The organism is Vibrio litoralis DSM 17657 (genome assembly GCF_000426765.1).
Lineage (GTDB): Bacteria > Pseudomonadota > Gammaproteobacteria > Enterobacterales > Vibrionaceae > Vibrio > Vibrio litoralis.
Window position 1 is genome coordinate 70,411 of record NZ_AUFZ01000016.1, and the last position, 23,433, is coordinate 93,843.

At 41.7% G+C, this 23,433-nt stretch carries 27 protein-coding genes; 17 read left to right on the forward strand and 10 right to left on the reverse strand.

Going from position 1 to position 23,433, the window contains the following annotated elements; genetic code table 11:
• The first annotated feature begins 10 nt into the window (after nt 1–10).
• The 3 genes from K358_RS18005 (at nt 11) to K358_RS18010 (ending at nt 3,019) form a co-directional block, all read left to right on the forward strand.
• On the forward strand, nt 11–1,225 hold the full coding sequence (locus K358_RS18005) for a COX15/CtaA family protein (RefSeq protein WP_083962739.1): 1,215 nt from the start codon (nt 11–13) through the stop codon (nt 1,223–1,225).
• A 34-nt stretch (nt 1,226–1,259) separates the two neighbouring features.
• Nucleotides 1,260–2,303 (forward strand): heme o synthase, encoded by a 1,044-nt coding sequence (cyoE, locus tag K358_RS0103580; RefSeq protein WP_027695530.1) that lies wholly within the window; start codon nt 1,260–1,262, stop codon nt 2,301–2,303.
• Nucleotides 2,304–2,416: 113 nt separating this feature from the next.
• Nucleotides 2,417–3,019 carry a hypothetical protein gene (locus tag K358_RS18010; RefSeq protein ID WP_051241156.1) on the forward strand — a complete coding sequence of 201 codons (603 nt, stop codon included), beginning with the start codon at nt 2,417–2,419 and terminating at the stop codon, nt 3,017–3,019.
• Nucleotides 3,020–3,085: 66 nt separating this feature from the next.
• On the opposite strand, the gene K358_RS0103590 is transcribed toward K358_RS18010, so the two are convergent.
• Together K358_RS0103590 and K358_RS0103595 are read right to left on the reverse strand one after the other, a co-directional pair.
• Complete coding sequence (locus tag K358_RS0103590; protein ID WP_027695531.1) at nt 3,086–4,408, reverse strand: polysaccharide deacetylase family protein; 1,323 nt, start codon at nt 4,406–4,408, stop codon at nt 3,086–3,088.
• Between the two features lie 166 nt (nt 4,409–4,574).
• A complete protein-coding gene (locus tag K358_RS0103595; RefSeq protein WP_027695532.1) occupies nt 4,575–5,162 on the reverse strand; it encodes a LysE family translocator in 588 nt (195 codons plus the stop codon).
• A 110-nt stretch (nt 5,163–5,272) separates the two neighbouring features.
• Between K358_RS0103595 and K358_RS0103600 the strand changes: the two genes are divergently transcribed.
• Nucleotides 5,273–5,713, forward strand: coding sequence for an Lrp/AsnC family transcriptional regulator (locus K358_RS0103600; protein WP_027695533.1), 441 nt, complete (start codon nt 5,273–5,275; stop codon nt 5,711–5,713).
• A gap of 38 nt (nt 5,714–5,751) precedes the next feature.
• On the opposite strand, the gene K358_RS0103605 is transcribed toward K358_RS0103600, so the two are convergent.
• Nucleotides 5,752–6,957 (reverse strand): multidrug effflux MFS transporter, encoded by a 1,206-nt coding sequence (locus K358_RS0103605; protein ID WP_027695534.1) that lies wholly within the window; start codon nt 6,955–6,957, stop codon nt 5,752–5,754.
• A 352-nt stretch (nt 6,958–7,309) separates the two neighbouring features.
• On the opposite strand from K358_RS0103605, the gene K358_RS0103610 reads away from it, so the two are divergent.
• Nucleotides 7,310–8,218 (forward strand): LysR family transcriptional regulator, encoded by a 909-nt coding sequence (locus K358_RS0103610; RefSeq protein WP_027695535.1) that lies wholly within the window; start codon nt 7,310–7,312, stop codon nt 8,216–8,218.
• 94 nt (nt 8,219–8,312) lie between these two features.
• Here the strand turns inward: K358_RS0103610 and K358_RS0103615 are convergent, their stop codons facing one another.
• Together K358_RS0103615 and K358_RS0103620 are read right to left on the reverse strand one after the other, a co-directional pair.
• A complete protein-coding gene (locus K358_RS0103615; protein WP_027695536.1) occupies nt 8,313–8,561 on the reverse strand; it encodes a hypothetical protein in 249 nt (82 codons plus the stop codon).
• Between the two features lie 91 nt (nt 8,562–8,652).
• Nucleotides 8,653–9,279: an MSMEG_1061 family FMN-dependent PPOX-type flavoprotein gene (locus tag K358_RS0103620; RefSeq protein WP_027695537.1), complete on the reverse strand. Its 627-nt coding sequence runs from the start codon at nt 9,277–9,279 to the stop codon at nt 8,653–8,655.
• Nucleotides 9,280–9,422: 143 nt separating this feature from the next.
• Here K358_RS0103620 and K358_RS0103625 point away from each other — a divergent pair, with 143 nt between their 5' ends.
• Nucleotides 9,423–10,139, forward strand: coding sequence for an AraC family transcriptional regulator (locus K358_RS0103625; RefSeq protein WP_051241157.1), 717 nt, complete (start codon nt 9,423–9,425; stop codon nt 10,137–10,139).
• Between the two features lie 76 nt (nt 10,140–10,215).
• Here K358_RS0103625 and K358_RS0103630 read toward each other — a convergent pair whose 3' ends face one another.
• Nucleotides 10,216–11,862: a BCCT family transporter gene (locus K358_RS0103630; RefSeq protein ID WP_027695539.1), complete on the reverse strand. Its 1,647-nt coding sequence runs from the start codon at nt 11,860–11,862 to the stop codon at nt 10,216–10,218.
• Nucleotides 11,863–12,213: 351 nt separating this feature from the next.
• Here K358_RS0103630 and K358_RS0103635 point away from each other — a divergent pair, with 351 nt between their 5' ends.
• The gene (locus tag K358_RS0103635; protein ID WP_027695540.1) at nt 12,214–12,867 is read left to right on the forward strand and encodes a LysE family translocator; all 654 of its coding nucleotides are present in this window, start codon (nt 12,214–12,216) and stop codon (nt 12,865–12,867) included.
• A gap of 136 nt (nt 12,868–13,003) precedes the next feature.
• Entirely contained in the window at nt 13,004–13,717 is a 714-nt protein-coding gene (locus K358_RS0103640) for a GntR family transcriptional regulator (RefSeq protein WP_027695541.1), read from the forward strand.
• Between the two features lie 18 nt (nt 13,718–13,735).
• Here the strand turns inward: K358_RS0103640 and K358_RS0103645 are convergent, their stop codons facing one another.
• Nucleotides 13,736–14,935: an enolase C-terminal domain-like protein gene (locus K358_RS0103645; RefSeq protein ID WP_027695542.1), complete on the reverse strand. Its 1,200-nt coding sequence runs from the start codon at nt 14,933–14,935 to the stop codon at nt 13,736–13,738.
• 261 nt (nt 14,936–15,196) lie between these two features.
• Between K358_RS0103645 and K358_RS0103655 the strand changes: the two genes are divergently transcribed.
• On the forward strand, nt 15,197–16,627 hold the full coding sequence (locus K358_RS0103655) for a PTS transporter subunit EIIC (RefSeq protein WP_027695543.1): 1,431 nt from the start codon (nt 15,197–15,199) through the stop codon (nt 16,625–16,627).
• An 80-nt stretch (nt 16,628–16,707) separates the two neighbouring features.
• On the opposite strand, the gene K358_RS0103660 is transcribed toward K358_RS0103655, so the two are convergent.
• Entirely contained in the window at nt 16,708–17,427 is a 720-nt protein-coding gene (locus tag K358_RS0103660; RefSeq protein WP_027695544.1) for an SDR family oxidoreductase, read from the reverse strand.
• A 134-nt stretch (nt 17,428–17,561) separates the two neighbouring features.
• On the opposite strand from K358_RS0103660, the gene K358_RS0103665 reads away from it, so the two are divergent.
• The 8 genes from K358_RS0103665 (at nt 17,562) to K358_RS0103700 (ending at nt 21,750) form a co-directional block, all read left to right on the forward strand.
• Nucleotides 17,562–18,464, forward strand: coding sequence for a LysR family transcriptional regulator (locus tag K358_RS0103665; protein ID WP_027695545.1), 903 nt, complete (start codon nt 17,562–17,564; stop codon nt 18,462–18,464).
• Nucleotides 18,465–18,474: 10 nt separating this feature from the next.
• On the forward strand, nt 18,475–19,035 hold the full coding sequence (locus K358_RS0103670) for an AAA family ATPase (RefSeq protein ID WP_027695546.1): 561 nt from the start codon (nt 18,475–18,477) through the stop codon (nt 19,033–19,035).
• Nucleotides 19,036–19,085: 50 nt separating this feature from the next.
• Nucleotides 19,086–19,418: a zinc ribbon domain-containing protein YjdM gene (locus tag K358_RS0103675; RefSeq protein ID WP_027695547.1), complete on the forward strand. Its 333-nt coding sequence runs from the start codon at nt 19,086–19,088 to the stop codon at nt 19,416–19,418.
• 129 nt (nt 19,419–19,547) lie between these two features.
• Nucleotides 19,548–19,832, forward strand: coding sequence for a hypothetical protein (locus K358_RS0103680; protein ID WP_027695548.1), 285 nt, complete (start codon nt 19,548–19,550; stop codon nt 19,830–19,832).
• Nucleotides 19,833–19,850: 18 nt separating this feature from the next.
• A complete protein-coding gene (locus K358_RS0103685) occupies nt 19,851–20,540 on the forward strand; it encodes a pseudouridine synthase (RefSeq protein ID WP_027695549.1) in 690 nt (229 codons plus the stop codon).
• Between the two features lie 99 nt (nt 20,541–20,639).
• Nucleotides 20,640–20,798 carry a hypothetical protein gene (locus K358_RS19330; protein WP_169716282.1) on the forward strand — a complete coding sequence of 53 codons (159 nt, stop codon included), beginning with the start codon at nt 20,640–20,642 and terminating at the stop codon, nt 20,796–20,798.
• 123 nt (nt 20,799–20,921) lie between these two features.
• Nucleotides 20,922–21,329 carry a hypothetical protein gene (locus K358_RS0103695; RefSeq protein ID WP_027695550.1) on the forward strand — a complete coding sequence of 136 codons (408 nt, stop codon included), beginning with the start codon at nt 20,922–20,924 and terminating at the stop codon, nt 21,327–21,329.
• A 136-nt stretch (nt 21,330–21,465) separates the two neighbouring features.
• Nucleotides 21,466–21,750, forward strand: a complete 285-nt coding sequence (locus K358_RS0103700; RefSeq protein WP_027695551.1) for a hypothetical protein — start codon at nt 21,466–21,468, stop codon at nt 21,748–21,750.
• Between the two features lie 110 nt (nt 21,751–21,860).
• On the opposite strand, the gene yjjG is transcribed toward K358_RS0103700, so the two are convergent.
• Together yjjG and K358_RS0103710 are read right to left on the reverse strand one after the other, a co-directional pair.
• Nucleotides 21,861–22,535, reverse strand: coding sequence for a pyrimidine 5'-nucleotidase (gene yjjG / locus K358_RS0103705; protein ID WP_027695552.1), 675 nt, complete (start codon nt 22,533–22,535; stop codon nt 21,861–21,863).
• Nucleotides 22,536–22,757: 222 nt separating this feature from the next.
• Entirely contained in the window at nt 22,758–23,249 is a 492-nt protein-coding gene (locus tag K358_RS0103710; RefSeq protein ID WP_027695553.1) for a MarR family winged helix-turn-helix transcriptional regulator, read from the reverse strand.
• Nucleotides 23,250–23,433: the final 184 nt, after the last annotated feature.

Here is a 23,433-nt window from a genome sequence, read left to right on the forward strand (position 1 = left end):
AGGGGGCGATATGGATTATTCGGCATTGTTAAGCAAATTGATTCGGCTCAGTATCGGCCTCACTTTGGTGGTGATTGTGTTAGGTGCATACACGCGAATTTCTGATGCTGGACTCGGTTGCCCTGATTGGCCCGGTTGTTATGGTCAGCTCAATGTACCGATGAAAAATGATGAAATTATGCGAGCTTCTGCTTTATTTCCTGGGCATACCATTGAGCCTTATAAAGCTTGGCTTGAAATGATCCATCGCTATGTTGCAGGCACTCTAGGTTTATTGATTGCGTCGATTCTGGTGGTGAGCTTCAAAGTACCAAATATTCCGAAAGTTTGGCCTAGTGCTTTAGCCTTGCTGGTGGTGTTCCAAGCCGCACTAGGTATGTGGACTGTGACCTTAAAATTGATGCCGATTATTGTGGTGCTTCACCTATTTGGCGGCTTTGCCTTACTTAGTTTGTTATTGGTGTTTTATTTGGTCAGCCGGCCTTATTGTCAGAGCCAAGATACCGAAGCAACACACGATGAATTTCAACCTCAAGAGAACTTGAGTTATCAAGGCTTACATTCTGCTTCTTCATTCCGAAAAGCTTCATTATCAAAACCCTCATTACAAACGCTTTTATTACAACCTCTTTCATTACAAAGAATGGGCTGGCTATCACTTAGCGTACTTATCGTACAAATCTTTTTAGGCGGTTGGACGTCATCTAACTACGCCGCTTTAGTTTGTACTTCTTTGCCATTGTGTGAAGGTGACTGGTGGCAAGCTTTCAATTTAAGCGGCGCATTCACTATTTTTCAGCATCCATTATTGATGAGTGGAGATAGCTATGAGTTTGGTGTTTTAGACTATGGCTCACGGATGGCAATTCATCTAGTGCATCGATTCGGGGCCATTATTACTGCTGTCACTTTATTGTTTTTTGCTTGGCGGCTGGTGCGCTTTTCATCGAGTCGCGCACTTAATCGAGCGGCTTGGAGTTTAGTTGGTTTGGTTGTGCTGCAAATTAGCTTAGGAATTGCCAATGTTGTGATGCATCTACCTGTTATTTTAGCGGTTGGCCACAATTTAGTCGCAGCGCTGCTATTGTTAAATATAGTGTTTATATGTACTCAATTACGCTTGTCTTGTCAGTCTAAAGTTATAGGGCAAGCGGCAAATCATATTCAGATGAGAATGATCACCAAGCCGAGTCACATTACCGAACAATCAAAATTATCAAAGTGATTATGAAGCTTGATTTAAACGTTAGGAGGTCACGATGCCGAAGTCTAATGTAATTCCTTTTCCGCCAAAGCAGGAGCCAGTGCGGGATAGGCATCGTATTTCAGTTAATCTTTCAGGTCGCCATTCGGCAATGTCTTCTATTTCTCATGACTCAACTTCACCGCCAAAATCTTTCTCCGGACATGCCAGTCAGCGCACCCAATCCTATTGGTTAGCTCAATGGCGTTTGTATTACTCATTAACCAAACCCAAAGTGGTGATGTTAATGCTGCTTACTGCTTTGGTAGGGATGTGTTTATCGCTTGATGGTAAATTGCCTCTGCAACCATTAGTACTAGGGCTGTTTGGCATTGGCTTAATGGCGGGCTCAGCCGCGGCCTTGAATCATTTAATTGATCGCCGAATTGATGGCTTAATGGCGCGCACTAAAAATCGACCATTACCTTCCGGGCAATTGCAAAATTGGAAGGTCATGCTGTTTGCTAGTGTGATTGGTGTGATTGGCTTTGTGACCTTATATTTCGGCGTGAATGGATTAACCGCTTGGCTGACTTTTGCTAGTTTGGTGGGTTATGCGGTGATTTATACCTTGTACCTGAAGCGAGCCACGCCACAAAACATTGTGATTGCAGGTATTGCCGGTGCGATGCCGCCCTTATTAGGCTGGACAGCCATGACTAACGAGCTTCACCCTCACGCTTGGTTATTGGTGATGATCATCTTCATTTGGACGCCGCCGCATTTTTGGGCACTGGCGATTCACCGTAAAGACGAGTATGCCAAAGCGGACATTCCAATGCTTCCAGTGACTCACGGGGTAGAGTTTACCAAAACCAGCGTACTGCTTTACACCATATTACTGATGATGATTTGCACCTTGCCAGTGTTATTTGGCATGAGTGGCGTATTGTATGCCATAGCTTCTACCGCGTTATCGCTTGGCTTTGTTTATAAAGCGTGTGAGCTAAAATATTTCCCGAAACCAAACAGCGCAATGCAGACTTTTAAGTTTTCTATTTACCATTTGATGGGGTTATTTGTCGCCTTACTCGTCGATCATTATGTGCTCGTCGGTTAGCTTCGATAACCACTTACTTATTGGTTTTGGTATTATTGGTTGATACTTAGGCGTTTTTTAAAAGATCGGTTAACATTGGTGTTAAGTTAATTTCAATTTCTTAAGGAATAACAATGAAAAGCTTTGGTTCTGGCTTTAATAACTTTTTTGTCGGTTTATTCAGTGGGCTGCTATTGCCGATTGTGATCATCATGGTCTTGCTATTTTTAACCGTCGATAAGATCACAAGCTTTGCTGAAAACGAAGCCATTGCACCGCTCTATCAACGTGGTGAGCAAACGCTAGATAAAGTGGATACCTTGCTAACGACTCTAGATAGCAAAGTCGATAACGCTAATCTGCAAGATGTAAAACTCCTTGCCCCGCTAAAAGATGCCAACCTATTCCCTGAGTTAAAGCAAATTGCAGGTACGGTTTCAAAACTACGTGATGCTTCTGATTCAGAAAAACAAGAGATGCTTGAGAATCTAAAAGCCAAGCTAAAAACCACGCTGCAAGAGAAATTCCCAGAAGATAAAGCCCAGCAGTTGGCGGATAACCTAGCTGGCATTGCCGATGTATTAGCGAGTAAAAAAGAAGCTTTGATGGAAAATAAAGAACAGCTGCTTGAGAAAAAAGAGCAATTAACCGAGAAGAAAGATGAGCTAGTTGAGCAAGCGCAAGAGACGAAAGAGCAAGTTCAAGAAAAGATGGAAGAAGTTAAGCAAGAGAATTAATCGCCCTTCTTACTAGATAAAGTTAAAGCCTGCTATTTATTTCATAGCAGGCTTTTTTGATTGCATTTAACGACAAGCCCTCACTTTCTGCCATGCAGACCAGCTTTTATCTTGTGGTTTTTCATTGTAAGACCACCACTTCGCCTGCCATTCAAACCCTGCATAGTTGACGTTTTGAGTCTTACTATAAGAAGCACCTTTCATCCATTCAGCGGATTCACATCGAGCGGGTAGTGCTTGAGGGTTTTCCATCCAATTGACAAGTTCTAAGTGACTGACAATACGCACATCTTGCTTTGAAAGCGCGTAATCTAAGAAGTCTTCGATTGCTTGGCGACGCTCTGCGGCGGTAGAGGCGGTCGGTGACCACTGATCCATCTGATCATCGTATTGAGTTGAATGACCCAAAAATGTCATTGGTGCTTTATTGCCAGCTAAACGCATGTCGAGGTTATATTTTAAAATGGCCAATACTTCTGGTCCGGTAAGTTGTGCCATATAAAATAAGTTGTAATCGCCAGCTTCAATCTTGCCAGACTGAACATCAAACCAATTCATCTTTTGTTGTATTTTGTCGCGCAGTGAATAATTAATGCCGTATTGTTTGGCGATTTGATCATCCGGCACGATTAAAGCATAGATGGGCACTTCCCATAATCCAGGATATTCTGTAATTGGCGGCTTTACTCCCCAACTGGCGGCAAGTTCGGCACCCGGACTACCGTTGTCGAGTGTATAAGGCCAATACTGGTTTCCTGCATGATGGCTTGGCTCATAGCCTTCTGAAATACTAGCGTCGTACTTGAACCCGTTTTGGTTTAAGTGAGCGAATAAAGCATCATTGTATTCTAAATAAGGCGAACGAAAGCCCACCGCATTGGCATCGATCCCTTCTGCATCGGATGGAAATTCAGGATCGACTTGGGTAAATGGCTTACTCATGGCGATCTGACAATCATTGATTTGTTGTTGCCACTCTGCGGAAGTAAATTCCAAACCATGTAAATGATTGAGAGTATGGTTGGCCATTTCATGCCCGAGTAGGTTAGCTTGATACCAAGTTTCTTTAACATGACCTGCATTGGTGCCTTGTTCGCTAGCTGCGACTATCGCTTCACAAGTATTAAAAAACGTGGTGTGAATAGCCGAGCCATCAAAGGTTGCAGCATTGCCGTGCCCAGTTGGGTTTTGGCGCTTGCCCCACTGATCAAGTACCCAGTTTTGTCCGTCGACTAACGTGTTGTCATCAAAGGCAATGGCGATAAATTGAGGAGCATTTTCAGCGGCAATGCCAGCTGGTGGAAGTTGTGAAGGGGCTTGGTTGGCAGCATGGCTATAAAATGACATAGCTGCCAGTCCTAAGCTTAAAGTAAACCCTTGTTTAATCATTATTTTCTCCTTTCTTAATAAAACTCGGACTAATCATAGAAAGAAGAAAAATATCGTGTGTAAAGACTACTCTTAATGGAATCAATATTGAATTTACAATGTAAATAAGCGATTTGTAGATTGCTTTAATGGAATCGAAATATTCTTTTTAGAGCTCTATTTCTTTTTAGAACATCATCGGCGCAATGGAGAGCACTAACAATCCCGCCATTGAATAGTTAAACCACTTCACGCGTAGTGGGCTATCAAGCCAGATTTGCAGTTTTTGCCCAGCATAAGTCCACAACGTGGCGGACGGCATATTCACCAAGCCAAACATCAGTGACACGATTAACACACCTTGCCAGTTATTGAGGGTGTTATAAACACTGACAGCGGTGATCGCCATAGTCCATGCTTTGGGGTTGATCCATTGAAAGTAACAGGCAGCCAAAAAGCTCATTGGTTGATATTCGGCATTTTGAGACCCGGGCTGTGCGCGAGCAATTTTTAATGCCAAATAAAAGAGATAAGCAATACAAGCAATATTGAGCACTTGGTGTAACACTGGATACAACTGAAACAGGCCCATCAAACCAACCCCGACCAGAAGTACCATAAAGCTAAAACCAAACACAATGCCGAGCATGTGTGGAACGGTGCGCAGAAAGCCAATGTTAGCACCAGAGGTCATCAACATAATGTTGTTAGGGCCGGGTGAGGCGGTTGAGACTAGAACAAAAGTAAATAATGCGAGCAGTTGTTGAATATCCATTTCTTCGTTTCCATTTGGTGTGACTGTTCCTTGTATATTATTGGGTTTGTGGCTACATTTTATGTCTATTTGATGTGTTATTTAGATAAAGTGAGCAACAAAGTTAAGCTATGGATAGATTTGACGAAAGAATATTGCAGGAGCTTCAAGCGGATGGTCGATTATCCAATGTTGAGTTGTCGGAACGAATTGGTTTATCGCCTTCTGCGACGTTAAGGCGAGTCCAAGAACTGGAACGCCAAGAAGTGATCAGTGGATATCGAGCGGTGCTTAATTCAGAGAAATTAGGGATTGGCTTTATTGCCTATGTCACGATTGGACTATCAGATCATAGTCAAAAATCACAGCGTGGATTTGAGCAAGAAGTGATGTTGGCAAAAGAAGTCACCGAATGTCATAACATCACGGGTGCGAATGAGTATCTGCTGAGAGTAGAAACCAAAGATTTGACACGTTATAAACGCTTTCATTCTGAGGTGTTAGGTGAGATCCCGCAGGTGAATACCATAACGACGTTAGTAGTGATGGATACCCCGAAAGATACCCGTTAAGGAGTGACTATGATTCAAGTGCAATTTACCGGTTTGCTTTAGCTTACTGGAACTTTAGTTTCTTTTTGCGTGCGGCGACTGACGAGCAACACCAACATCATGACTAACGCAGTGCAGCAATAAAAAATGCCGAGATCGCTTTGACTAGCAACAAAGTTGCGCACTAAGAACTCGCCAAAGAAGCCAGCGATACACATTTGAATAGAACCGGATAATGCCGAAACGGCGCCAACGCGATTTGGGTGTGGTTCTAACAGCATCGACATTGAAATTGGGAAACTCATGCCTTGCGCAACCGTTAATAAGGTAAACGCGCCAATTAGGTGAAAAGCAGAAAGTGGCATCATCAGCAACCAGATCCCCGCAACTACCATCAAGCTAAATGCGATACACAACAGGCGAGCTTGCGAGAAATACTTATGCAGGCGGTTAACCGTCACGCTACCAATTAATAATCCTGCCGATGGAATGATCATTGCTTCACCGTAGTCAGATACCGTCATCCCCAATTGTTTTTGCAACAAAAAAGGTAAAACAGACAGCGAGACAACCGCGCCTAAATAGCTGATCCAGTTATAACTTGCACTAGACACCACTTGCTTACAGGTGATCAGTTCACCATAACCTTTCAATACTTTGACCGGATTAAAGCGGCTTTTAGGGTAGGGCAAGGTTTCTGGCAGCACTTTCCAGCCGAGAGTGACAATCGCAATTAAATACACCAGCACTGCACTAAACACACTTTGCCAGCCAACATGATAGGCGAGCCAACCACCAAATACGGGCGAGATGATCGGTAAAATAGAAGCGGTAATCGAGAGATAAGATAACGCTTTGGTTAAGTCAGGGCCATTATAGCTATCGCGCAATACACTACGCCCGAGTACCGAAGCACTACCAGCCCCTAGACCTTGCAGAAAACGCCCAAACAATAAAGCTTCAAAGCTGGTTGCCCATAACACACAGATCAAGGTACCTAGTAGGTACACGCCTTGTCCTGCTAGAAAGACCGGTCGACGACCAATCGCATCGGATAACGGCCCATAAAATAGCTGTGATAAGCCAAAGCTAATTAAAAAGAAGGTGACGATAGACTGAACTTGCGCTTGGGAAACCGCTAAATCATGGCTGATTAAAGGCAAAGAGGGCAGATAAATGCTTACACCAACTTGACCCGTTGCGATGATCATCATTGCGAGCAAAAGTGGTGTTTTTTTAAAGGCGTTTATCGTTTCTGTTTTCATGTAACCATACCCAAGTAACTTCAAGGTGCGAGTTTCAGCAAGAATAAAACAAGCTTTAGGCAAGACAAATTGAACATGATCATAGTCATTCTATCTCTGTTCAATTTAACGCAGCATAAAGCTTGTTTTAACTTGCCCTTCGGGAGCTTCATTCAAACCTTTATGCCGCGTCAGATTGGTTTGAAAGGTGCCTACATTCCTTCGCCAATCTTCCTTGCTTAAAGGTTTGGATGATAGCTCTGAATTCTGCATCTTGAAGTCACTTGGGTATAGTGTACTTTGGTGAATATAAAATGATAATAGGCTCAACAGGAAAGAGATTGAGTCTATTTGGGAAATAATGGAGTGGTCGATGGATTGGATTGAATCGGTAAAAACCTATATTCGAGTAGTCGAAGAAGGCAGCTTTAATCAAGCAGCACGCCGTTTGAATACCACTAGCTCAGCGGTAAGTAAGCGCATACATTTTTTAGAAGAACGAATTGGGGTACAACTACTCAAACGCACCACGCGCTCATTAAGCCAAACTGAAGCTGGCGCGATGTTTTATCAGCGTGGTAAAGCACAGGTCGAACAATGGCAATCGCTGGTGGATGAAACACGTTCAATCAATCAAACCCCAACTGGAATGCTACGAGTTGGTGCTACGCTCGCATTAGGCTCTAAGTTTTTCATGCGCTATGTTGATGACTTTCTCCATCAATACCCACAAATTAAAGTGCAGTTGATCACTACACTCCCCGGTCAATTGCCGGAGCTGAGCTTTGATATTTACATTGGTCGTGAAATTGAAAACCTCGATACTTTAAGTTTTCGCGCGGCCCCTTTAATTGACTATCAATCTGGCTTCTATGCTGCGCCAAGTTACTTAAAGCAATATGGTGAGCCACAGACGATCGATGATTTAACTCACCACAACATGCTGATTTGGGGTGAAAAAGTCGAACGAGAAGTCAGGCTAACGACCCTAGGTGAACGCAGCAAGAAAGTGCGCTTAACCGGTAACTTCTCGACGACTAATCCTGAAGCGTTATTTCACAGTGCTAAACGCGGCATGGGGATTATTTTATCCAACCAAGTGATGCTGCAAGAAGAAATAGAGCGTGGTGAATTGGTTCGAGTACTACCGAATGTCACGTCGGATCATACGCGAGTTTATGCTTATTATCCGAAGCTGGATTATGAACATACCCGTACTCAATTATTTGTGGAATATTTAAAGCAGAGATTGGAAACCGAGAAAGATGTGAAGGTTGTGTAAAGCCTTACGACTAAAATTGAGAGCAAAAAAATAGGGCTGAATTAGTCAGCCCTTAGTTAACATTGGAAAATATTAATAATCGAAAATTAAAAGCCTAGTGCGCTTTTTTCGGCCCGTTACGTACGATATCTTTACCGTTATCAAACACCTCTTGAGTGACCCAGCGACCAAGCAATAATTGGTGCTTATCATCTAAAACCGCAACAAATGGGCGACCATTGCTGTTATTGGTTGCCAGCGCTACACCAGTGACATTTTCCAGCCCAAGGCCACCGTTTTCCACTAAGCGCAGAAACGTTTCTAGATCGTCTAGGGTTTCAATTACTAGGTTATCGTCAATCATCATTCTTACTCTATTAACACGTTATGTGCGTAGGATAACAGGTATAAGAAGATCGATAAATATATCCTATATCCAAACATTGTTGCTCAGTTTAGCCATACAACTCGTTTTTTACTGAATGATCATATTTTTGATCAATGAGATTTGAGGATTTTGAATCTAAGCTATTTAACGCTGCGAAGATCTTACCTGGAGTGGGTAATGAGGATTTATCAATACGAGCTTCGGCTTCCCATAATTTGGCGCGATTTAATGCTTTTCCACAATGAAACAGTACTTCATTTATAGTAATCACTATCGCCGTTTTAGGTACTTTGTTTCCCTCCGCAAGCGTGGTTAAAAGTGCTTCATCGTTACTGACTTTGGCTGTGCCATTAATGCGCATAAAAACGCTTAATCCGGGAAATAAAAATAACATACCAATCCGATTATCATCGACTAGGTTACGCATTGACTCGATACGGTTATTACCCGGCCAATCCGCAAACGCAATGGTATGGCTATCTAATACATGAACAAAACCGGGAGACCCACCACGAGGCGACGCATCTAGGCCTTGTTTTCGTCCTGACGCTAGACAAAAAAATGTCGCTTGAGCGAGGTACTCAATATGAAAAGACATAAGCTCATGGGTGACGGCTTTTTGGATTGGTTCTGATGGTGGTTCATATAATTCATCAAGATCAGTATTGTTAAGGGAAGAGTATGACTTCGGCATGATAGTGTCCTTGAAGGCTTGGTATTGTGGCAAGTAGAATAGCAAGCTCAATATTGCCGTGCTAAGCTATTACGGCCATTTAATAGTGATTTGATGCCATTTTGAAAGATAACCCAAACCTTAAAAAAACAGAGCCGATAATTATGGCTCGATATGATGATGCGCCTATAGAGAAGCGTAGTTTTGGCATGCATAGTCATCCGCGTGGCCAATTGTCGGGGTTAAGTAAAGGTTTGTTGACCACCGGGACAGACAAGGAAACATGGGTAGTCTCAAGTGAGCATGCTATCTGGATCCCACCTAAGCAGGCGCATTATGGTTATAGCCAAGGTGCATCAGATGTGTGGAGTTGTTATATTTCAGAAGCATACTGCCAATACTTACCGCAATACCCTTGTATGGTGAAAGCCTCTGGTTTATTGCGTGAAGCGGTGATTAGAGCATCGCAATGGACGGGGACTGATCTTGATGAAAGCCAATTACGCATCACCCAAGTTATTTTAGATGAACTAAAAGCGGCAGAGATTAATGCATTCGACCTTCCTATGCCTAGTACTGCTACTTTAATTCGAATTGCTCGTGCGTTAATTGATAATCCTGGAGATCGGAAAAGCGTTGAGCAGTGGGCGCAATGGGCTGGAATTTCGGTAAGAACATTAAGTCGTAAGTTTGTGATTGAAACCGGTTATACCTATACCGCATGGCGTCAACGAGCGCGCTTAATGAGATCGCTTGAAATGTTAGCGTCTGGCGAAGCTGTCACTAATATTGCACTTGATTTAGGGTATGACAGTGTAAGTGCCTTCATTGCTTTATTTAAAACCATTTTTGGGGTAACCCCATCAAATTATAATTTTTGAGTTAACGCTTGTGAAATGATTGAGAGAAAAGAAAAATCCCTAGCCTGCGAGACAGGCTAGGGAATTGGTTAACGTTTTACTTTTTTACTTTTTGTATTCTAGGTTCATCCATCAAACCGACAATCAATGAAACTGTTGCAACCAGCAGTACGATAGTAAATGGGAAGCCGGTTGTGACCGCCATTGCTTGTGCCGCCGCCAGACCACCACCGAGTAATAGTGCGATAGCAACTAAGCCTTCAAAAGTACACCAGAAGATACGTTGTGGGGTTGGTGCATCCACTTTACCGCCAGCAGCAATTGTATCGATAACCAGTGAACCTGAGTCAGACGATGTTACAAAGAACACCACTACCAATACAATCCCGATGAAAGAAGTAATTTCTGCCAATGGCATTGCATTCAGCATTTCAAACAGTTTCAGCGGTAGTGCGGCATTTTTAACTGCTTCATAGCCGTCTGTGACAAACTGATGAATCGCCGTGCCACCAAAGGCTGTCATCCAGAACACGCAGACAACCGAAGGAACGATAAGTACGCAGAAAAGAAACTCGCGAACACTTCTACCGCGTGAAATACGAGCGATAAACATACCCACAAATGGTGACCAAGAAATCCACCAAGCCCAGTAGAATGCCGTCCAACCTTGAGAGTAGTTTGTATCTTCACGCTCAAATGGCATAGATAGCGCTGGTAAGTGTTCTACATAGGATAAAATATTATCAAAGAAGCCAGTAAAGATAGCCAGTGTCGGGCCAATAAATACCACAAACAGAAGTAGTAGTGCCGCTAAGATCATGTTCGCTTCTGAAAGACGCTTCACCCCGCCATCGAGGCCTGCCACAACAGAAACCAAAGCGAAACAAGTGATCACCACGATCAATACGACTTGAGTTGTATCCGTGAGTGGAATATCAAATAAGAAGTTAAGCCCGGTGGCTGCCTGCGAAGCACCATAGCCTAGTGATGTTGCCAGACCAAATACCGTTGCGATGATCGCTAAAATATCGATGACATGACCCGTCCAGCCCCACACGCGATCGCCAAATAGAGGATAGAAGATCGAACGCATCGTCAGCGGTAAGCCCTTGTTAAACGAGAAGATTGCCAAACCTAGCGCCAGCAATGCGTAAATCGCCCAAGGGTGTAATGCCCAGTGATAAATGGTTGCCGCCATACCTAGAGACATCGCGCCTTCAACATCGCCTTCTGCGCCACCTAATGGAGCCCAATCGGTACGAAGACCATCAACCACGGTTGTGCCACCAAGGGAAGAGCTAAAGTGAGACATTGGCTCTGATACGCCAAAGAACACCAAGCCAATACCCATGCCAGCAGCAAATAACATTGCGAGCCAACCTGAGTAGGTGTAATCAGGTGTTGCATCCGTACCGCCGATTCTTACCTTACCGAGAGGAGAAATCGCAATGCCAATACACGCGATAACAAAAATGTTGCCGGATAAGATAAAGAACCAATCAAGAGAAGACGTTAGCCAGTCTCTTAAGTTTACGAATAAAGGTTCAACCTGCTCTCTAAAAATCAGAGTGACTAATACAAACATGACAATCGCTAAACCAGAGACGGCAAATACTCGGTTATGTATGTCTAAGCCGAATGGCCCTAGTTTCACGATCACATTATCTTGACCTACGGTGTAGTCGGTATTTATCGGACTAGCATCACCACTGGGTAGAGGAACACCACCATTATCGGTGGCCATATCCTTTTCTTTATCCATTTTTCTCTCCATTAAAAATTATGAATATTACAAATAACAATCTTTATAAAAAACGTTGGGTATTAACAATTATTTAAAGCCATTTATACATGTATGGTCAATCAATATTGACTAAAGCCATTTAAAAAGTGAGGTTAATGATGAGTTTATCTTCAATTTGTATAAAATTAATACTAAACAATGAGTGTAGCTATTTTTCAGGGGAATGAACTTTTGTGTGAGATTGTTTCTGGTGATGGTTTGGTTTTTAGGTGGTTGACTAAAATTTGTGCTAAGCGCAGTATGAATTTTATATTTTCAGATCGTAAAAGCTTGTAAAAGGAATCACTGAACATGGATGTCACATTAACCAGTATTTTTATCACCGTGGCGATCGCGCACTTTTTGGCGTTATTAAGCCCCGGCCCCGATTTTGTTTTAGTGGTAAAAAGTGCCATTCGTAATAAAGGTCGTAACGCTATTGGTGTCGCTTTCGGAATTGCGATTGCCAATGCGGTTTATATTGGATTATGCCTTATTGGGGTTGGCTCGATCTTGGCTACTTCTGTTCCCATCATGATTACACTTAAAGTGATTGGCGGCTGTTTTCTTATTTATCTCGCTTATAAAGCGTTGAGAGCAAGAAAAAGTGCGTATCAAAATTTAGAAATTGTGGATGACTCCGAGATAGAACCAAAAGGTAGCTCATTCTGGTTTGAATTCTTCACTGGGTTTATGTCGGGTGTTTTAAATCCTAAAAATCTATTGTTTTACCTGAGTTTGTTTACGGTTGTTTTAACTAATGATGTGAGTTTTGGCTTTAAACTCGGTTTAGGTATTTGGATGACTGTAGTCGTTTTTGCGTGGGATGCCGCGGTGATCTATCTTCTGTCGACTCCGCGAGTAAGAAAGCGCTTCACCAAAATGGCGTATTATATTGATAAAGTTACAGGCGCTTTATTAGGGATTATTGGTGTGACTATTGTGAAATCTGCTGTGGTGCGATAGAAGCGCTTATTAGCAGAGTAACCAAATTGCTTGCTAGAGGGACATAAGGCGTTAAGATAGCTTGTTGTGACTAAAACATAAGCTTATGTTATGCATGATGTTAGATTTTAACGACTGATTATTAAGAATACGATTAATGAAAAAGTACGAAGAGCTAGTACAAGATATTGTCAGTAAGGTCTGCCAAGGAGTGATTAGAGTTAAGCTGCCTTCAGAAAGAGAACTGGCTGAAAAATATGAACTATCAAGGTTTTCAGTAAGAAAAGCGCTATCAAAGCTAGAAGCGATTGGTATTGTTAAATCAAAAGTGGGCTCTGGTTATTTTATTAATACGTCAGTGATTGGATCTTCATTAATTTATAATACGGTAACTGAAAATAAATTTGGCGAAATTACCTATAAAAAAATAAAATTAAATAGGCGTTTACCAACACCCCATGAAATGCAAGTTTTTTCGATTGGTGAGGATGAGTATCTTTGGCATGCTAAGCGCCTCCGTTTAATTCAAGGTAAAGTGACGCAAATAGAAGAGACAAGGCTACCGGTTCGAATTTTTAAAAAAATTGATGAAAAAATTATAGAAAGTTCATTGCAAAAGCATGTGATTTCTTTAGGGTTAGAAATCGATAGTTATTTAACGACTTATAAAGCGATCAGTTTGGCAAAAGAAGATGCGGATTTATTGGGGTGTAAACGCTCAAGCTCTGCAATGAATATCACCAATCGGGGTTTTTTAAAAACGGGAGAAGTTTTTGTCGTCAGCGACATTATCGATATTGATTATCAATGTACCTACCATACCCAGTTTAACCCTGAAAGTTTGACTTATAGAGATGAAAAAGGCCGCTAAAATAGCGGCCTTTTTCGTTTATGGGGTATGGATACTGCCATCGGGTAGACGGCTTTGTGTCCATTCATGAGGTCGGTATTCGACAGGGAAATTTTTCGCAGCGTCAATGTCCATTTCCACTCCAATACCATCATTCTCAGAAGCATATAAAAAGCCATTTTTCGGCTCAGCCGAGTTTGGAAATACTCGCATGGTGTTTGGTTTATACTCCACATGCTCTTGAATGGCGGCGTTATGTAAATGTACATTGAGATGAGTATTTACTGCGGCACCGATAGGTGTCATATCAGGTGGACAATGCCACGCAACTCTGACGCCAAAAGTCGCACATAGATGCCCAAGTTTTAGTGCGGGAGTGATCCCTCCAATTTGAGAAACATGACAGCGAATAAAGTCTATGCGTCGGTTAATAATTAAAGTTTTCCACTCTTCTGGGTTGTTGAATAATTCACCTAACGCGAGAGATACCGAGGATTGACTACGAATGTTATCTAGCCATTCAGTTTGATTTGGTGGCAAGATATCTTCAATAAAGTATGGGGTATATTGTTCAACGGCTTTAGCAAATTGAGTAGCTTGATTTGGGAATAGTCTTTCATGAACATCATGGAGTATATGGAAAGCGTTACCATATTTAGCTCGCAACTGTTTGAACATTTCTAGAGTGTTATCGATGTATTGGTCTTGATCGTAAAAAGAACCCTCCGTTGGATTTTCAGGGGTATGGATATTTTCTGGTACTCCACCATAAAAACCTAACTGGCAACGAATATGTTTATACCCTTGATCAAGATAGCGATCGACTTGATCAAACAAACCATCCATCGTATCGCTAGTAGCGTGTGTGTAGACTTGGATTGCGTCTCTCGATTTGCCACCAAACAGTTGATGCAGTGGCATTTTCGCTTGTTTCGATTTGATATCCCAAAGAGCCATATCAACGCCTGAGATCGCATTGTTAATGACTGGGCCATTACGCCAATATGCATTAACCATCATCATTTGCCAAAGATCTTCAATATTATTTGCATCTTTACCAATTAAGAGAGGTTTTAAATATTCATCGACTATCGTTTTAACTGCTAATGGTCGTTGTTGAAAAGTGGCACAGCCATATCCAATCGTTCCAGACTCTACTTCAACAATGACTGTGATGAGGTTGTGTCTATCTGGTTTAGTAATAATGCACTCAATATTTGAAATTATATTTTTATTCACTTTTATTTCTCTGGATAGCTGAATTTTTCTTACTATAACCGCTAAAAAAATTCAATTTCAAGCATTTAATTGTTCTTAAAATTAACTGGTTCGTTCTAAATAATAATTTGCTAATAAAAACGAACCAATTGGATAAAATAATCAAATTTATTTATTTCGGCATGTTTAATGTGATTCTAGTCACCTTTTTTTGGATTGGAAAAGTTGTGCTACCGGATAAGATGATCGGCATAGATAACTATAAAAATATAGGACGCAAGAATGGAATTGACTGATAAAAATGTAGCTGCCCCAGATTCTTCTTTAGAACAGCCTAATACGTTTGAATCAAATTTACAGATACTTATTTCAGCGGTAGGGGGTAATGAAAATATCGTTAATATTACCCACTGTATGACTCGCCTTCGTTTCAAATTAATCAATGAATTACTTGTTGATAAAGAAAAAATTGAAAGCATTAAAGGTGTTAAGGGAGTGGTATTAGCTCAAGGACAAACTCAAGTTGTCATTGGTGTGGAAGTTGAGCAGTGGTATAACGCGCTTTCTGGTGTAAATAATGTATCAGATAATTCGACAGATATTGCCCATGAGAAAGGTAAGCTATTTCAAAATGCTATGCGAGTCGTCGCTGGGATCTTTGGGCCTGTAGTTCCGGCTATTGCTGGGGCTGGGATGTTAATGGGCCTTCTTTCCGGTTTAATTGCGACCAATGTAATCTCAGAAACTTCGGATACGGTGTTCTTTTTTAGATCTATTTCGGTTGCCGTGTTTTTCTTTTTGCCGATGTTAGTTTCATTTTCGGCGGCAAAAGTTTTTAGAGTGAATGAATACATTGCTTTAGCTGTTGCGGCTGCAATGATGTCTCCGAAGTTACTTGAAAAAGCGACACTGCTTTCAGCGGCAGGTAATAGCCCAGAGCTTTCTGTTTTTGGCGTCGTTCCAATCGAATTACTAAATTATGGTGGGGCAATTGTTCCAGCTATCTTAGCTGTGTGGGTATTATCTAAGATCACGCCTATGGTCGATAAATTTGTACCAGCTTCTGCTAAGCCAGTATTCACACCATTAATTGCCTTTACTGTCACCTCAACGATTGTGCTATCTCTAGTTGCTCCGGCTGGTATGTGGTTAAGTAATGGCGCAGGGTGGGTTGTGAGCTCTTTATTAGAAATCTCACCAACGTTAACTGGTTTTGTGTTTGGCTTAACTCGACCAATTACGATTGTATTTGGTATTCATCATAGTATGACGCCAATTAGTCTCAATAACTTTGCACTTTATGGTAAAGATCTACTGATGCCGATTATGTGTTTAGGCAATATTGCGATTGCCGGTGCAACGATGGCGATGTGGTATAAACAACGTAAAACAGCCTCTAAAGAACAATCTTCCATTACGATGGGCTCAGGCATTACCGCTATTTTAGGTATAACAGAGCCGGCGCTGTTTGGTGTTTTGACTAAGTATACAAAAGCGCTATTTATGGCGAGTCTTGCTGCGGGGATTTTTGGTGCTATTTCAGTCACCATTGATACTCACCTGACTAGTTATATCCTGTCTTCGGTATTTAGTTTGCCAGCTTATTTAGCTGGGGGAACTCAAAACTTTATACAGGCTATATTTGGTATTTGCGGAGTTTTTGTTTTATCTTTTGCTTTAACAGTCATCTTTGTACGTATAGATAATAAATAATAGAACTCTCAAAGAGTCAATATGAGGCTGACTGATTTTATATTAGCCAGCCTCATTGTTATTTACATGATGATGATTTCTTACATCGTCTGCTTAGTCGCCGCAACGACAATCTCGCGAATACAAACATTTTGTGGTTGTTGATAAGCAAACACGACGGTTCGAGCTATATCATCTGCCACTAAAGCGCCACCCATGCTGGCGGTCCATTCTTTATAGTCTTGCTTAATTTCATCAGATGAAGTGTGAGAAAGTAGCTCGGTATCGACCGCTCCAGGTGCGATAGTGGTGACTCGAACATTAGAATCAGACACTTCTTCGCGCACATTTTCCGAAATTGCATGAACGGCGAACTTGGTTCCGCAATAAGCGGCGTGATTGCCGAAAGTTTTACGACCTGCAATTGAGCTAATGTTGATAATAGTACCGGTTTGGCGTGATTTCATGGGCGCTAAAACGGCTTTCATACCATTCATTAAACCAATCACGTTAACGTCAAACATGGTCTTCCACTCGCTGGAATCTTGAGTATCTAATTGCCCTAGTAGCATGCTGCCGGCGTTGTTGATTAAGCCATCGACTGGGCCATATTGCGCTTCGGCTTTGGCAATCGCATCAATAAAGCTTTGTTCATCACTCACATCGACTTTTGCGCATAAGGTATTTGGTAAATCGAGTGCTTCTAAACGTTCAATACGACGAGCCAATAAGAGTAGTGGGTAGCCTAAGGCGCTGAATTGACGTGCAATCGCTTCACCAATACCTGAACTTGCACCTGTAATGACAATAAGTTTTTTCATGTTTTAATCCTGATTGAATTTGTTTTAGTGAATATTCATTTGATGGCGAGAATTATAGGATTAAGTTTACTGTTGATATATATGGCTTAAGTTGAAATACTGTTTCCATATAGAAACAATAAAAGAGCGTGATGATGCTAAATCAAATCAACTTGAGTGATGTTCGCTCGTTCGTATTAATAGCTGAACTGGGGAGCTTTACCAAAGCGGCAGAAGCGCTTGAAGTGTCGCGCTCACATGTATCAAAACAAATCACTCAGCTTGAAAAGCAAATGGGCGTGACTTTGCTGATCCGCACCACTCGAACCTTAAAGCTGACCGATGCAGGGGAGCTGTTCTTTAACCAATGCAAAAATCATCTTTCTGGTATAGAACAAGCGATCAATGCCGCGGTAGATGATGTTGAGCAAATGCGCGGGCACATTAACCTTAACTGTGTGGGTGGTCATTTAGGCGAGGATATTATTGCGCCAATGGTGGCAAGCTTTATGCGTCAGTACCCAGATGTGACTATTAGTATGGATTTTAGTAGTCATCGAGTGGATCTGATTAAAGATGATTTTGATTTAGCTATTCGTATGGGTTCGCTAGAAGACGCCGGTTTTGTTGGTAGGCAATTATTGAGCTTAGAAATGGTGACACTTGCTAGCCCGCATTATTTAAACCAACAAGCAGCGGCTTTAAACCACCCGAAAGATCTACTTGCGCATAATTGCCTCACGGGTAGTGTGAAGAAGTGGCATTACCAATCGTTAAGCAAACCGATTCAAGATATCGATGTGACAGTTTCAGGCCAATTTGAATGCAAAAATGGCCGCTCGTTGATTAATGCGGCTCTGGCAGATTGTGGTTTGATCCGTGTTCCTAAGCTGTATTGCCAAGCCGAGATCGAACAAAAAAAGCTGGTGGAAGTGATGCCAGAGTGGAGAATCCCCGACGTCAGCCTTTCTGTGATTTACCATAAAGACCGCTATCAACCTAAGCGGTTACAAGCGTTGCTAAAGCACTTTCAGCAGCAGTTTTCTTTTATTCGTTAGAGTGTATTCTATGAAACAAAATCCATGTTATGTTTTTACCGGTGGCCCTGGTTCAGGGAAATCATCAGTGATTACTGAATTAAAAGCGTTAGGTTATACCTGTGCGCCAGAATCTGGTCGTGCCGTGATTCAACAGCAAGTGGAACAGGGCGGTGACGCATTGCCTTGGGCGAATAAATCGGCCTTTCGTGATGCAATGGTAGCCGAAGATAGACAGCTATATGTGATGTATTCGAGTTCCAATAAACCAGTGTTTTTTGACCGTGGCATTATTGATAGTTATGGATATTCAATACTTGAAAGCTTACCGGTCTCAGAAGCACTACTAGACTCTTGCCGAGATTCTCAATACGCACAAAAGGTTTTTATTTTTCCACCGTGGGAAGATATTTACACCAATGATGCGGAGCGTAAGCAAGATTTTGCCGAAGCGGTTCGGACTTATAATGTGATGCAATCTGTTTACCTAGAGCTCGGATATCAATTAGTAGAAGTGTCTAAACTGCCGGTTCAATCAAGAGTTGAGTTTATTTTGTCGCACCTGTCTTCTGATGGTATTCGCTTGAATTAAGTGCGTTCCTTTCGTTTATTTATACCCAACCATTTATTGAGAAAATCATAATGTCATTACCTGCTTGTCCAAATTGTCAGTCTGAATATGTTTATCAAGATCAAAACCATCTTATTTGCCCAGAATGTGCTTATGAATGGAACCCACAAGAAGAGTTAGAAAATGCCTTTACGGTAAAAGATGCTAACGGAACGTTATTAGAAGAAGGCGATAAAATTACCTTAGTAAAAGACTTAAAAGTCACCGGTACTTCACAAGTATTAAAGATTGGTACTAAAGGTGTCGTGCGCCGCATCATTGAAGGCAAAGATCACGAGCTAGATTGTAAGCTACAAGGCATTGGTGAGATGTTGGTGTCGGGTAAGTATGTGAAGAAGGCTTGATGGGGCTATCGTTTACCTAACTATACATCAACAGGTATCCTTAATATCAATGGTTTGATAAGAGTGAATTTGACGTAGCTGCTAGTGACAAAGATGATCACGTAAAATAATGTGTAAGGTAAAGTCGAAATGACAAAAGCAAGAGTTTCAGGTGTATTAGTAGCTGTAATCGGTTTATTGGGGCTTATCTATTTTTTAGTGTCTGGCGCTAATTTTCCATTAACACAATGGCCCTACGAAGCCTTCCAAAGTTTAGTTTTTTCGATAGTACTAGGCTTTCATGCATCAACGAGTATCGCTTATATTGTGTCGGGTATGGTTGTGGTCACTGTGCTGGTGGTGTGCTTTGCTGTTGGGCATAAACTGGCTCGTTGTATTTGGGGTCAAGACGACCTTGAGATCAAAAATTCTTAAACCTTAAAGCGGTAAATCATGCGCCTTGATAAATTTGTTTGTAAAAGCACCGATTTAACTCGCACGGAAGCGGTTGAAAAAATCCAAAGTGGCGTGGTGAGTGTCAATGGCACCCCGATTCAAGATGAAGCGAAACAGGTACATGAAAACAACTGCATTACCTTAAATAGTTCTATATTAGTGGCTCGTCCATTTCGTTATATCATGTTGCACAAACCAGCCGATACTATTTGTTCAAATATTGATGAAGTCTACCCGTCATTATTTAAATACCTTGATATTGATAACTCATCAGAGCTGCATATTGCAGGGCGTTTAGATGCAGATACTACGGGGATGGTGTTGATCACTGATGATGGCCGTTGGTCTTATCACATCACAAGGCCAACGACGTTATGTACCAAAGTTTATCGAGTGGGACTCTCTCGCCCGATTAACGACAACGCAGCAGAGCAATTTAAACAAGGAGTCCAGCTTCAAGGTGAATCTCAATTAACTCATCCAGCCGAATTAGTGGTTCTTCATCCGAAGGAAGTGTTGCTTACCATTACTCAAGGTAAGTTTCATCAAGTTAAAAGAATGTTTGCAGCGGTAGGCAATCGAGTGGTTTCTTTGCATCGTGAAGCCATTGGTGGCGTTTGTTTAGACGTTGAAGTAAAACAATGGCGATATTTGAGTGATGCTGAAATACTACAATTGAGTTATTAATTTAATCCTCGCGCTGGCTCTTTATGAGTATTGGCTTTGTCGTGTTAGTTTTGTACTCTGTTTACAGTGATATAGTTAAGACTTTATGGAGAAAGCACAATGAGAAAATGTGGACAATGCCGACAATTTACCCGCACTCCGGAGAATCAAAAAGACTTATGCGGTGCATGGGAGCAACCGACAGTTGCAACACGCATCGCTTGTGACTTCTTTATTCCTAAAAAAGCACCACGTAAAACACATAATGAACAAGCTTAATGTCGCCATCCATTCCATCAAATAACGAATTTCTCTTACTTACCTCCTCGGTACTTACTTTTTTATTGCAACGCCTTGCTATTGAGCGATACCATGTTGATCCCTTTTTGAAAAGATCCCGTTATGTCTGATGAAAAACTGGCGCTCGAGTGGATGCGCCAACAAGCTCGTAAAATTGATCCGTACGTAGTCAACCCATCATTTGATGAATGTGTTGAGTTGATCGAGCCTGCCTTTAAAAAAGGAAAGAGCGTTGCACAACTGAAGTACTTATTGTCAGAAGCTGACCGTCGAGCGGGGGCGGCTGAGCGTAAACATGCCGCGCTAAAATATGCCAAAGAAAAGAACCCCAATGCTGGGCAAGTTCTGCGTCTGCAAAGTAAACTTCAGCAAGTTCAATTGGCGTTAAAATTAGCCACCGGTGACAGCAATATGACGATATCGCAATTCTGCTCTGAGTATGATGTATCAAAGAAAGATGGCAGTGCGGCCTGGCATGAAACCTTAGTGCAACTGAGCAAGAAAAAGTAATCACTGCAACATTCCGTATCCGATCTGACGGCCGCATGGTACTCTGATTTATATTCGTTTAATTATGCCTGTTCGTTTTACTAAACACCGCATACTAGACGTGACGACAAGTTACCGTTGGTTGGAGTAGATAAAGATGAACGTGGATAAAGCAAAAAAACGCATCGCAAAGCTGGTTAAAAGAGGCTTTAAAGGATACTCGCAAATTACCCTGCAATATTTTGGTCCGAACCTAGATTGTGCCACCGAGGTAGTAGTCAGTTTTACTTTAGAAGAAGGCGCGGAAGTTCAAGAAGAGCGTTTTTCGAGTGAAACCGATGTTCGAGAGCATGAAGTGATTCAATCAACCTTAATTAAAATTATTGATCGCGCAGATGCTAAATCTGTCATGCAAGTGGAAGGTGTGTCGGTTAAGCAATAGGTTGTTTGACGTTATTGAGAATTAAACATTGAGCCACCGGTTTTCTATTTTGATATGAATAGAGAATCGGTGGCTCAGTAGTTTGTGTTCAGTGCTATTTGAAGGCGTTATTATGCTTCTAAAATCGCTTGTAATTCGGTTAACGAATTTACAGTGTAATGTGGGGTAATACCATCGGTTGCCATTACGCCGTGTGGATTTAACCAACAAGTCTCAATGCCGAAATTGATGCCGCCAAGAATATCCGAATGCAAGTTATCACCTACCATCAGCACTTTAGATTTACATGGATTACCCGCGCGTTGCAAAGCATGTTCAAAGATGATGCTATCAGGTTTTGCCATGCCCACTTCTTCTGAAATGATCACGTGATCAATGTAGCTATCCATTCCCGTGCGAGCCAATCGAATCGCTTGTAAATCGGTAAAGCCATTAGTAATGATGCCAACTTTGGCTTTGCCCGTAATCGCTTCCATTAACTCTTTGGCACCTGGTAGAACAGAACAAATATCGGCCATTGCCTCTAAAAATGCTGAGTTCAGCTCCGCTGGCGTGGTGTTTAGTCGCTGCGCCCATGAGTCAAAACGAGTGTGCTTGAGTTGTTCGGCAGTGATATCGCCATTTTGATAGTCAACCCAAAGCGGCTTATTCACTTCTTGATAAGTGGCAAAGTCCTGCTCTGTGAAGTCGACGCCTTTGCGAGAAAACATCAGCTGCATGCCTTTGAATGCATCAAAATGGAAAAGGGTTTCGTCGGCGTCAAAGAAAATCCAGTCGTACTTCATGGTTACTCCTTAGTTTGTGAGCGCTAGTGTAGCGATTTTTCTTTTTGGGGGTAAGCCAATAAATCAAAAACAATTGACTGAGTTATTAAAAAATCACAGGATGATTCACAAAGTATTTAATCTTAAAGTACTTTAAGTTACGGAATATGCTCTAGATTCAATGAGATGAAAAAATGGCAGTGACGGTATTAACGTCACTGCCATTTTTATAGATATTTTAGATTAACGACTCGGTGTACCTTGATGGTGAGCGATATTACCTACTTCCAAGAGCGGAGCTACATCAAGATCGGCGGCATTCATCATTTTTGAAATACGTTGTACCGATGAAAGCAATAGCGATTGTTCCCATGAGTCGAGATTTTGGAAACGTTGGATAAAGTGATCTTGCAATGGTAGCGGCGCTTTTTCTAGCAGATCTGCCCCTTCTTCAGTTAAGTAAGCATGCACTTTACGCTTATCAAGTTGGCTGCGGTGGCGCTGAACTAAGCCACGTTTTTCGATCCGGTCGATAATTGTGGTTGCTGTCGCTTGGCTCATATTGGTATTTATGGATAACTGACGAATGGTGACTTCACCTGAGTCACGAATTGAACGCATAAGGAGTAATTGTGGTCCGGTTAAACCAAGCTCTTTATTGAGTTGTCGTGAGTGTAGATCGATCGCGCGAATAATTTGTCGAATGGCGATCAGAACTTCTTCGTGTTTATCCATGTTATTGCTCCCATAATGAAGACGTGAAAGTAACCTATCTGTCTTTCGCAAAGGGAAAAGTACATTGAGGTATAAAGATGTGGGTATTTTACGTTAAGTGTAGATAACAGGTGAAATTTCACTCAAATCATCACTATTGCTTATGTATTTGTGGTTAAATTAATCACTTAAATATTGACGATAT

What these genes read in the sequence shown, in the direction of transcription:
- K358_RS18005 (WP_083962739.1), top strand. Translation starts at nt 11, where the DNA reads ATGGATTATTCGGCATTGTTAAGCAAATTGATTCGGCTCAGTATCGGC.
- cyoE (WP_027695530.1), top strand. Translation starts at nt 1,260, where the DNA reads ATGCCGAAGTCTAATGTAATTCCTTTTCCGCCAAAGCAGGAGCCAGTG.
- K358_RS18010 (WP_051241156.1), top strand. Translation starts at nt 2,417, where the DNA reads ATGAAAAGCTTTGGTTCTGGCTTTAATAACTTTTTTGTCGGTTTATTC.
- K358_RS0103590 (WP_027695531.1), bottom strand. Translation starts at nt 4,408, where the DNA reads ATGATTAAACAAGGGTTTACTTTAAGCTTAGGACTGGCAGCTATGTCA.
- K358_RS0103595 (WP_027695532.1), bottom strand. Translation starts at nt 5,162, where the DNA reads ATGGATATTCAACAACTGCTCGCATTATTTACTTTTGTTCTAGTCTCA.
- K358_RS0103600 (WP_027695533.1), top strand. Translation starts at nt 5,273, where the DNA reads ATGGATAGATTTGACGAAAGAATATTGCAGGAGCTTCAAGCGGATGGT.
- K358_RS0103605 (WP_027695534.1), bottom strand. Translation starts at nt 6,957, where the DNA reads ATGAAAACAGAAACGATAAACGCCTTTAAAAAAACACCACTTTTGCTC.
- K358_RS0103610 (WP_027695535.1), top strand. Translation starts at nt 7,310, where the DNA reads ATGGATTGGATTGAATCGGTAAAAACCTATATTCGAGTAGTCGAAGAA.
- K358_RS0103615 (WP_027695536.1), bottom strand. Translation starts at nt 8,561, where the DNA reads ATGATTGACGATAACCTAGTAATTGAAACCCTAGACGATCTAGAAACG.
- K358_RS0103620 (WP_027695537.1), bottom strand. Translation starts at nt 9,279, where the DNA reads ATGCCGAAGTCATACTCTTCCCTTAACAATACTGATCTTGATGAATTA.
- K358_RS0103625 (WP_051241157.1), top strand. Translation starts at nt 9,423, where the DNA reads ATGGCTCGATATGATGATGCGCCTATAGAGAAGCGTAGTTTTGGCATG.
- K358_RS0103630 (WP_027695539.1), bottom strand. Translation starts at nt 11,862, where the DNA reads ATGGCCACCGATAATGGTGGTGTTCCTCTACCCAGTGGTGATGCTAGT.
- K358_RS0103635 (WP_027695540.1), top strand. Translation starts at nt 12,214, where the DNA reads ATGGATGTCACATTAACCAGTATTTTTATCACCGTGGCGATCGCGCAC.
- K358_RS0103640 (WP_027695541.1), top strand. Translation starts at nt 13,004, where the DNA reads ATGAAAAAGTACGAAGAGCTAGTACAAGATATTGTCAGTAAGGTCTGC.
- K358_RS0103655 (WP_027695543.1), top strand. Translation starts at nt 15,197, where the DNA reads ATGGAATTGACTGATAAAAATGTAGCTGCCCCAGATTCTTCTTTAGAA.
- K358_RS0103660 (WP_027695544.1), bottom strand. Translation starts at nt 17,427, where the DNA reads ATGAAAAAACTTATTGTCATTACAGGTGCAAGTTCAGGTATTGGTGAA.
- K358_RS0103665 (WP_027695545.1), top strand. Translation starts at nt 17,562, where the DNA reads ATGCTAAATCAAATCAACTTGAGTGATGTTCGCTCGTTCGTATTAATA.
- K358_RS0103670 (WP_027695546.1), top strand. Translation starts at nt 18,475, where the DNA reads ATGAAACAAAATCCATGTTATGTTTTTACCGGTGGCCCTGGTTCAGGG.
- K358_RS0103675 (WP_027695547.1), top strand. Translation starts at nt 19,086, where the DNA reads ATGTCATTACCTGCTTGTCCAAATTGTCAGTCTGAATATGTTTATCAA.
- K358_RS0103680 (WP_027695548.1), top strand. Translation starts at nt 19,548, where the DNA reads ATGACAAAAGCAAGAGTTTCAGGTGTATTAGTAGCTGTAATCGGTTTA.
- K358_RS0103685 (WP_027695549.1), top strand. Translation starts at nt 19,851, where the DNA reads ATGCGCCTTGATAAATTTGTTTGTAAAAGCACCGATTTAACTCGCACG.
- K358_RS19330 (WP_169716282.1), top strand. Translation starts at nt 20,640, where the DNA reads ATGAGAAAATGTGGACAATGCCGACAATTTACCCGCACTCCGGAGAAT.
- K358_RS0103695 (WP_027695550.1), top strand. Translation starts at nt 20,922, where the DNA reads ATGTCTGATGAAAAACTGGCGCTCGAGTGGATGCGCCAACAAGCTCGT.
- K358_RS0103700 (WP_027695551.1), top strand. Translation starts at nt 21,466, where the DNA reads ATGAACGTGGATAAAGCAAAAAAACGCATCGCAAAGCTGGTTAAAAGA.
- yjjG (WP_027695552.1), bottom strand. Translation starts at nt 22,535, where the DNA reads ATGAAGTACGACTGGATTTTCTTTGACGCCGACGAAACCCTTTTCCAT.
- K358_RS0103710 (WP_027695553.1), bottom strand. Translation starts at nt 23,249, where the DNA reads ATGGATAAACACGAAGAAGTTCTGATCGCCATTCGACAAATTATTCGC.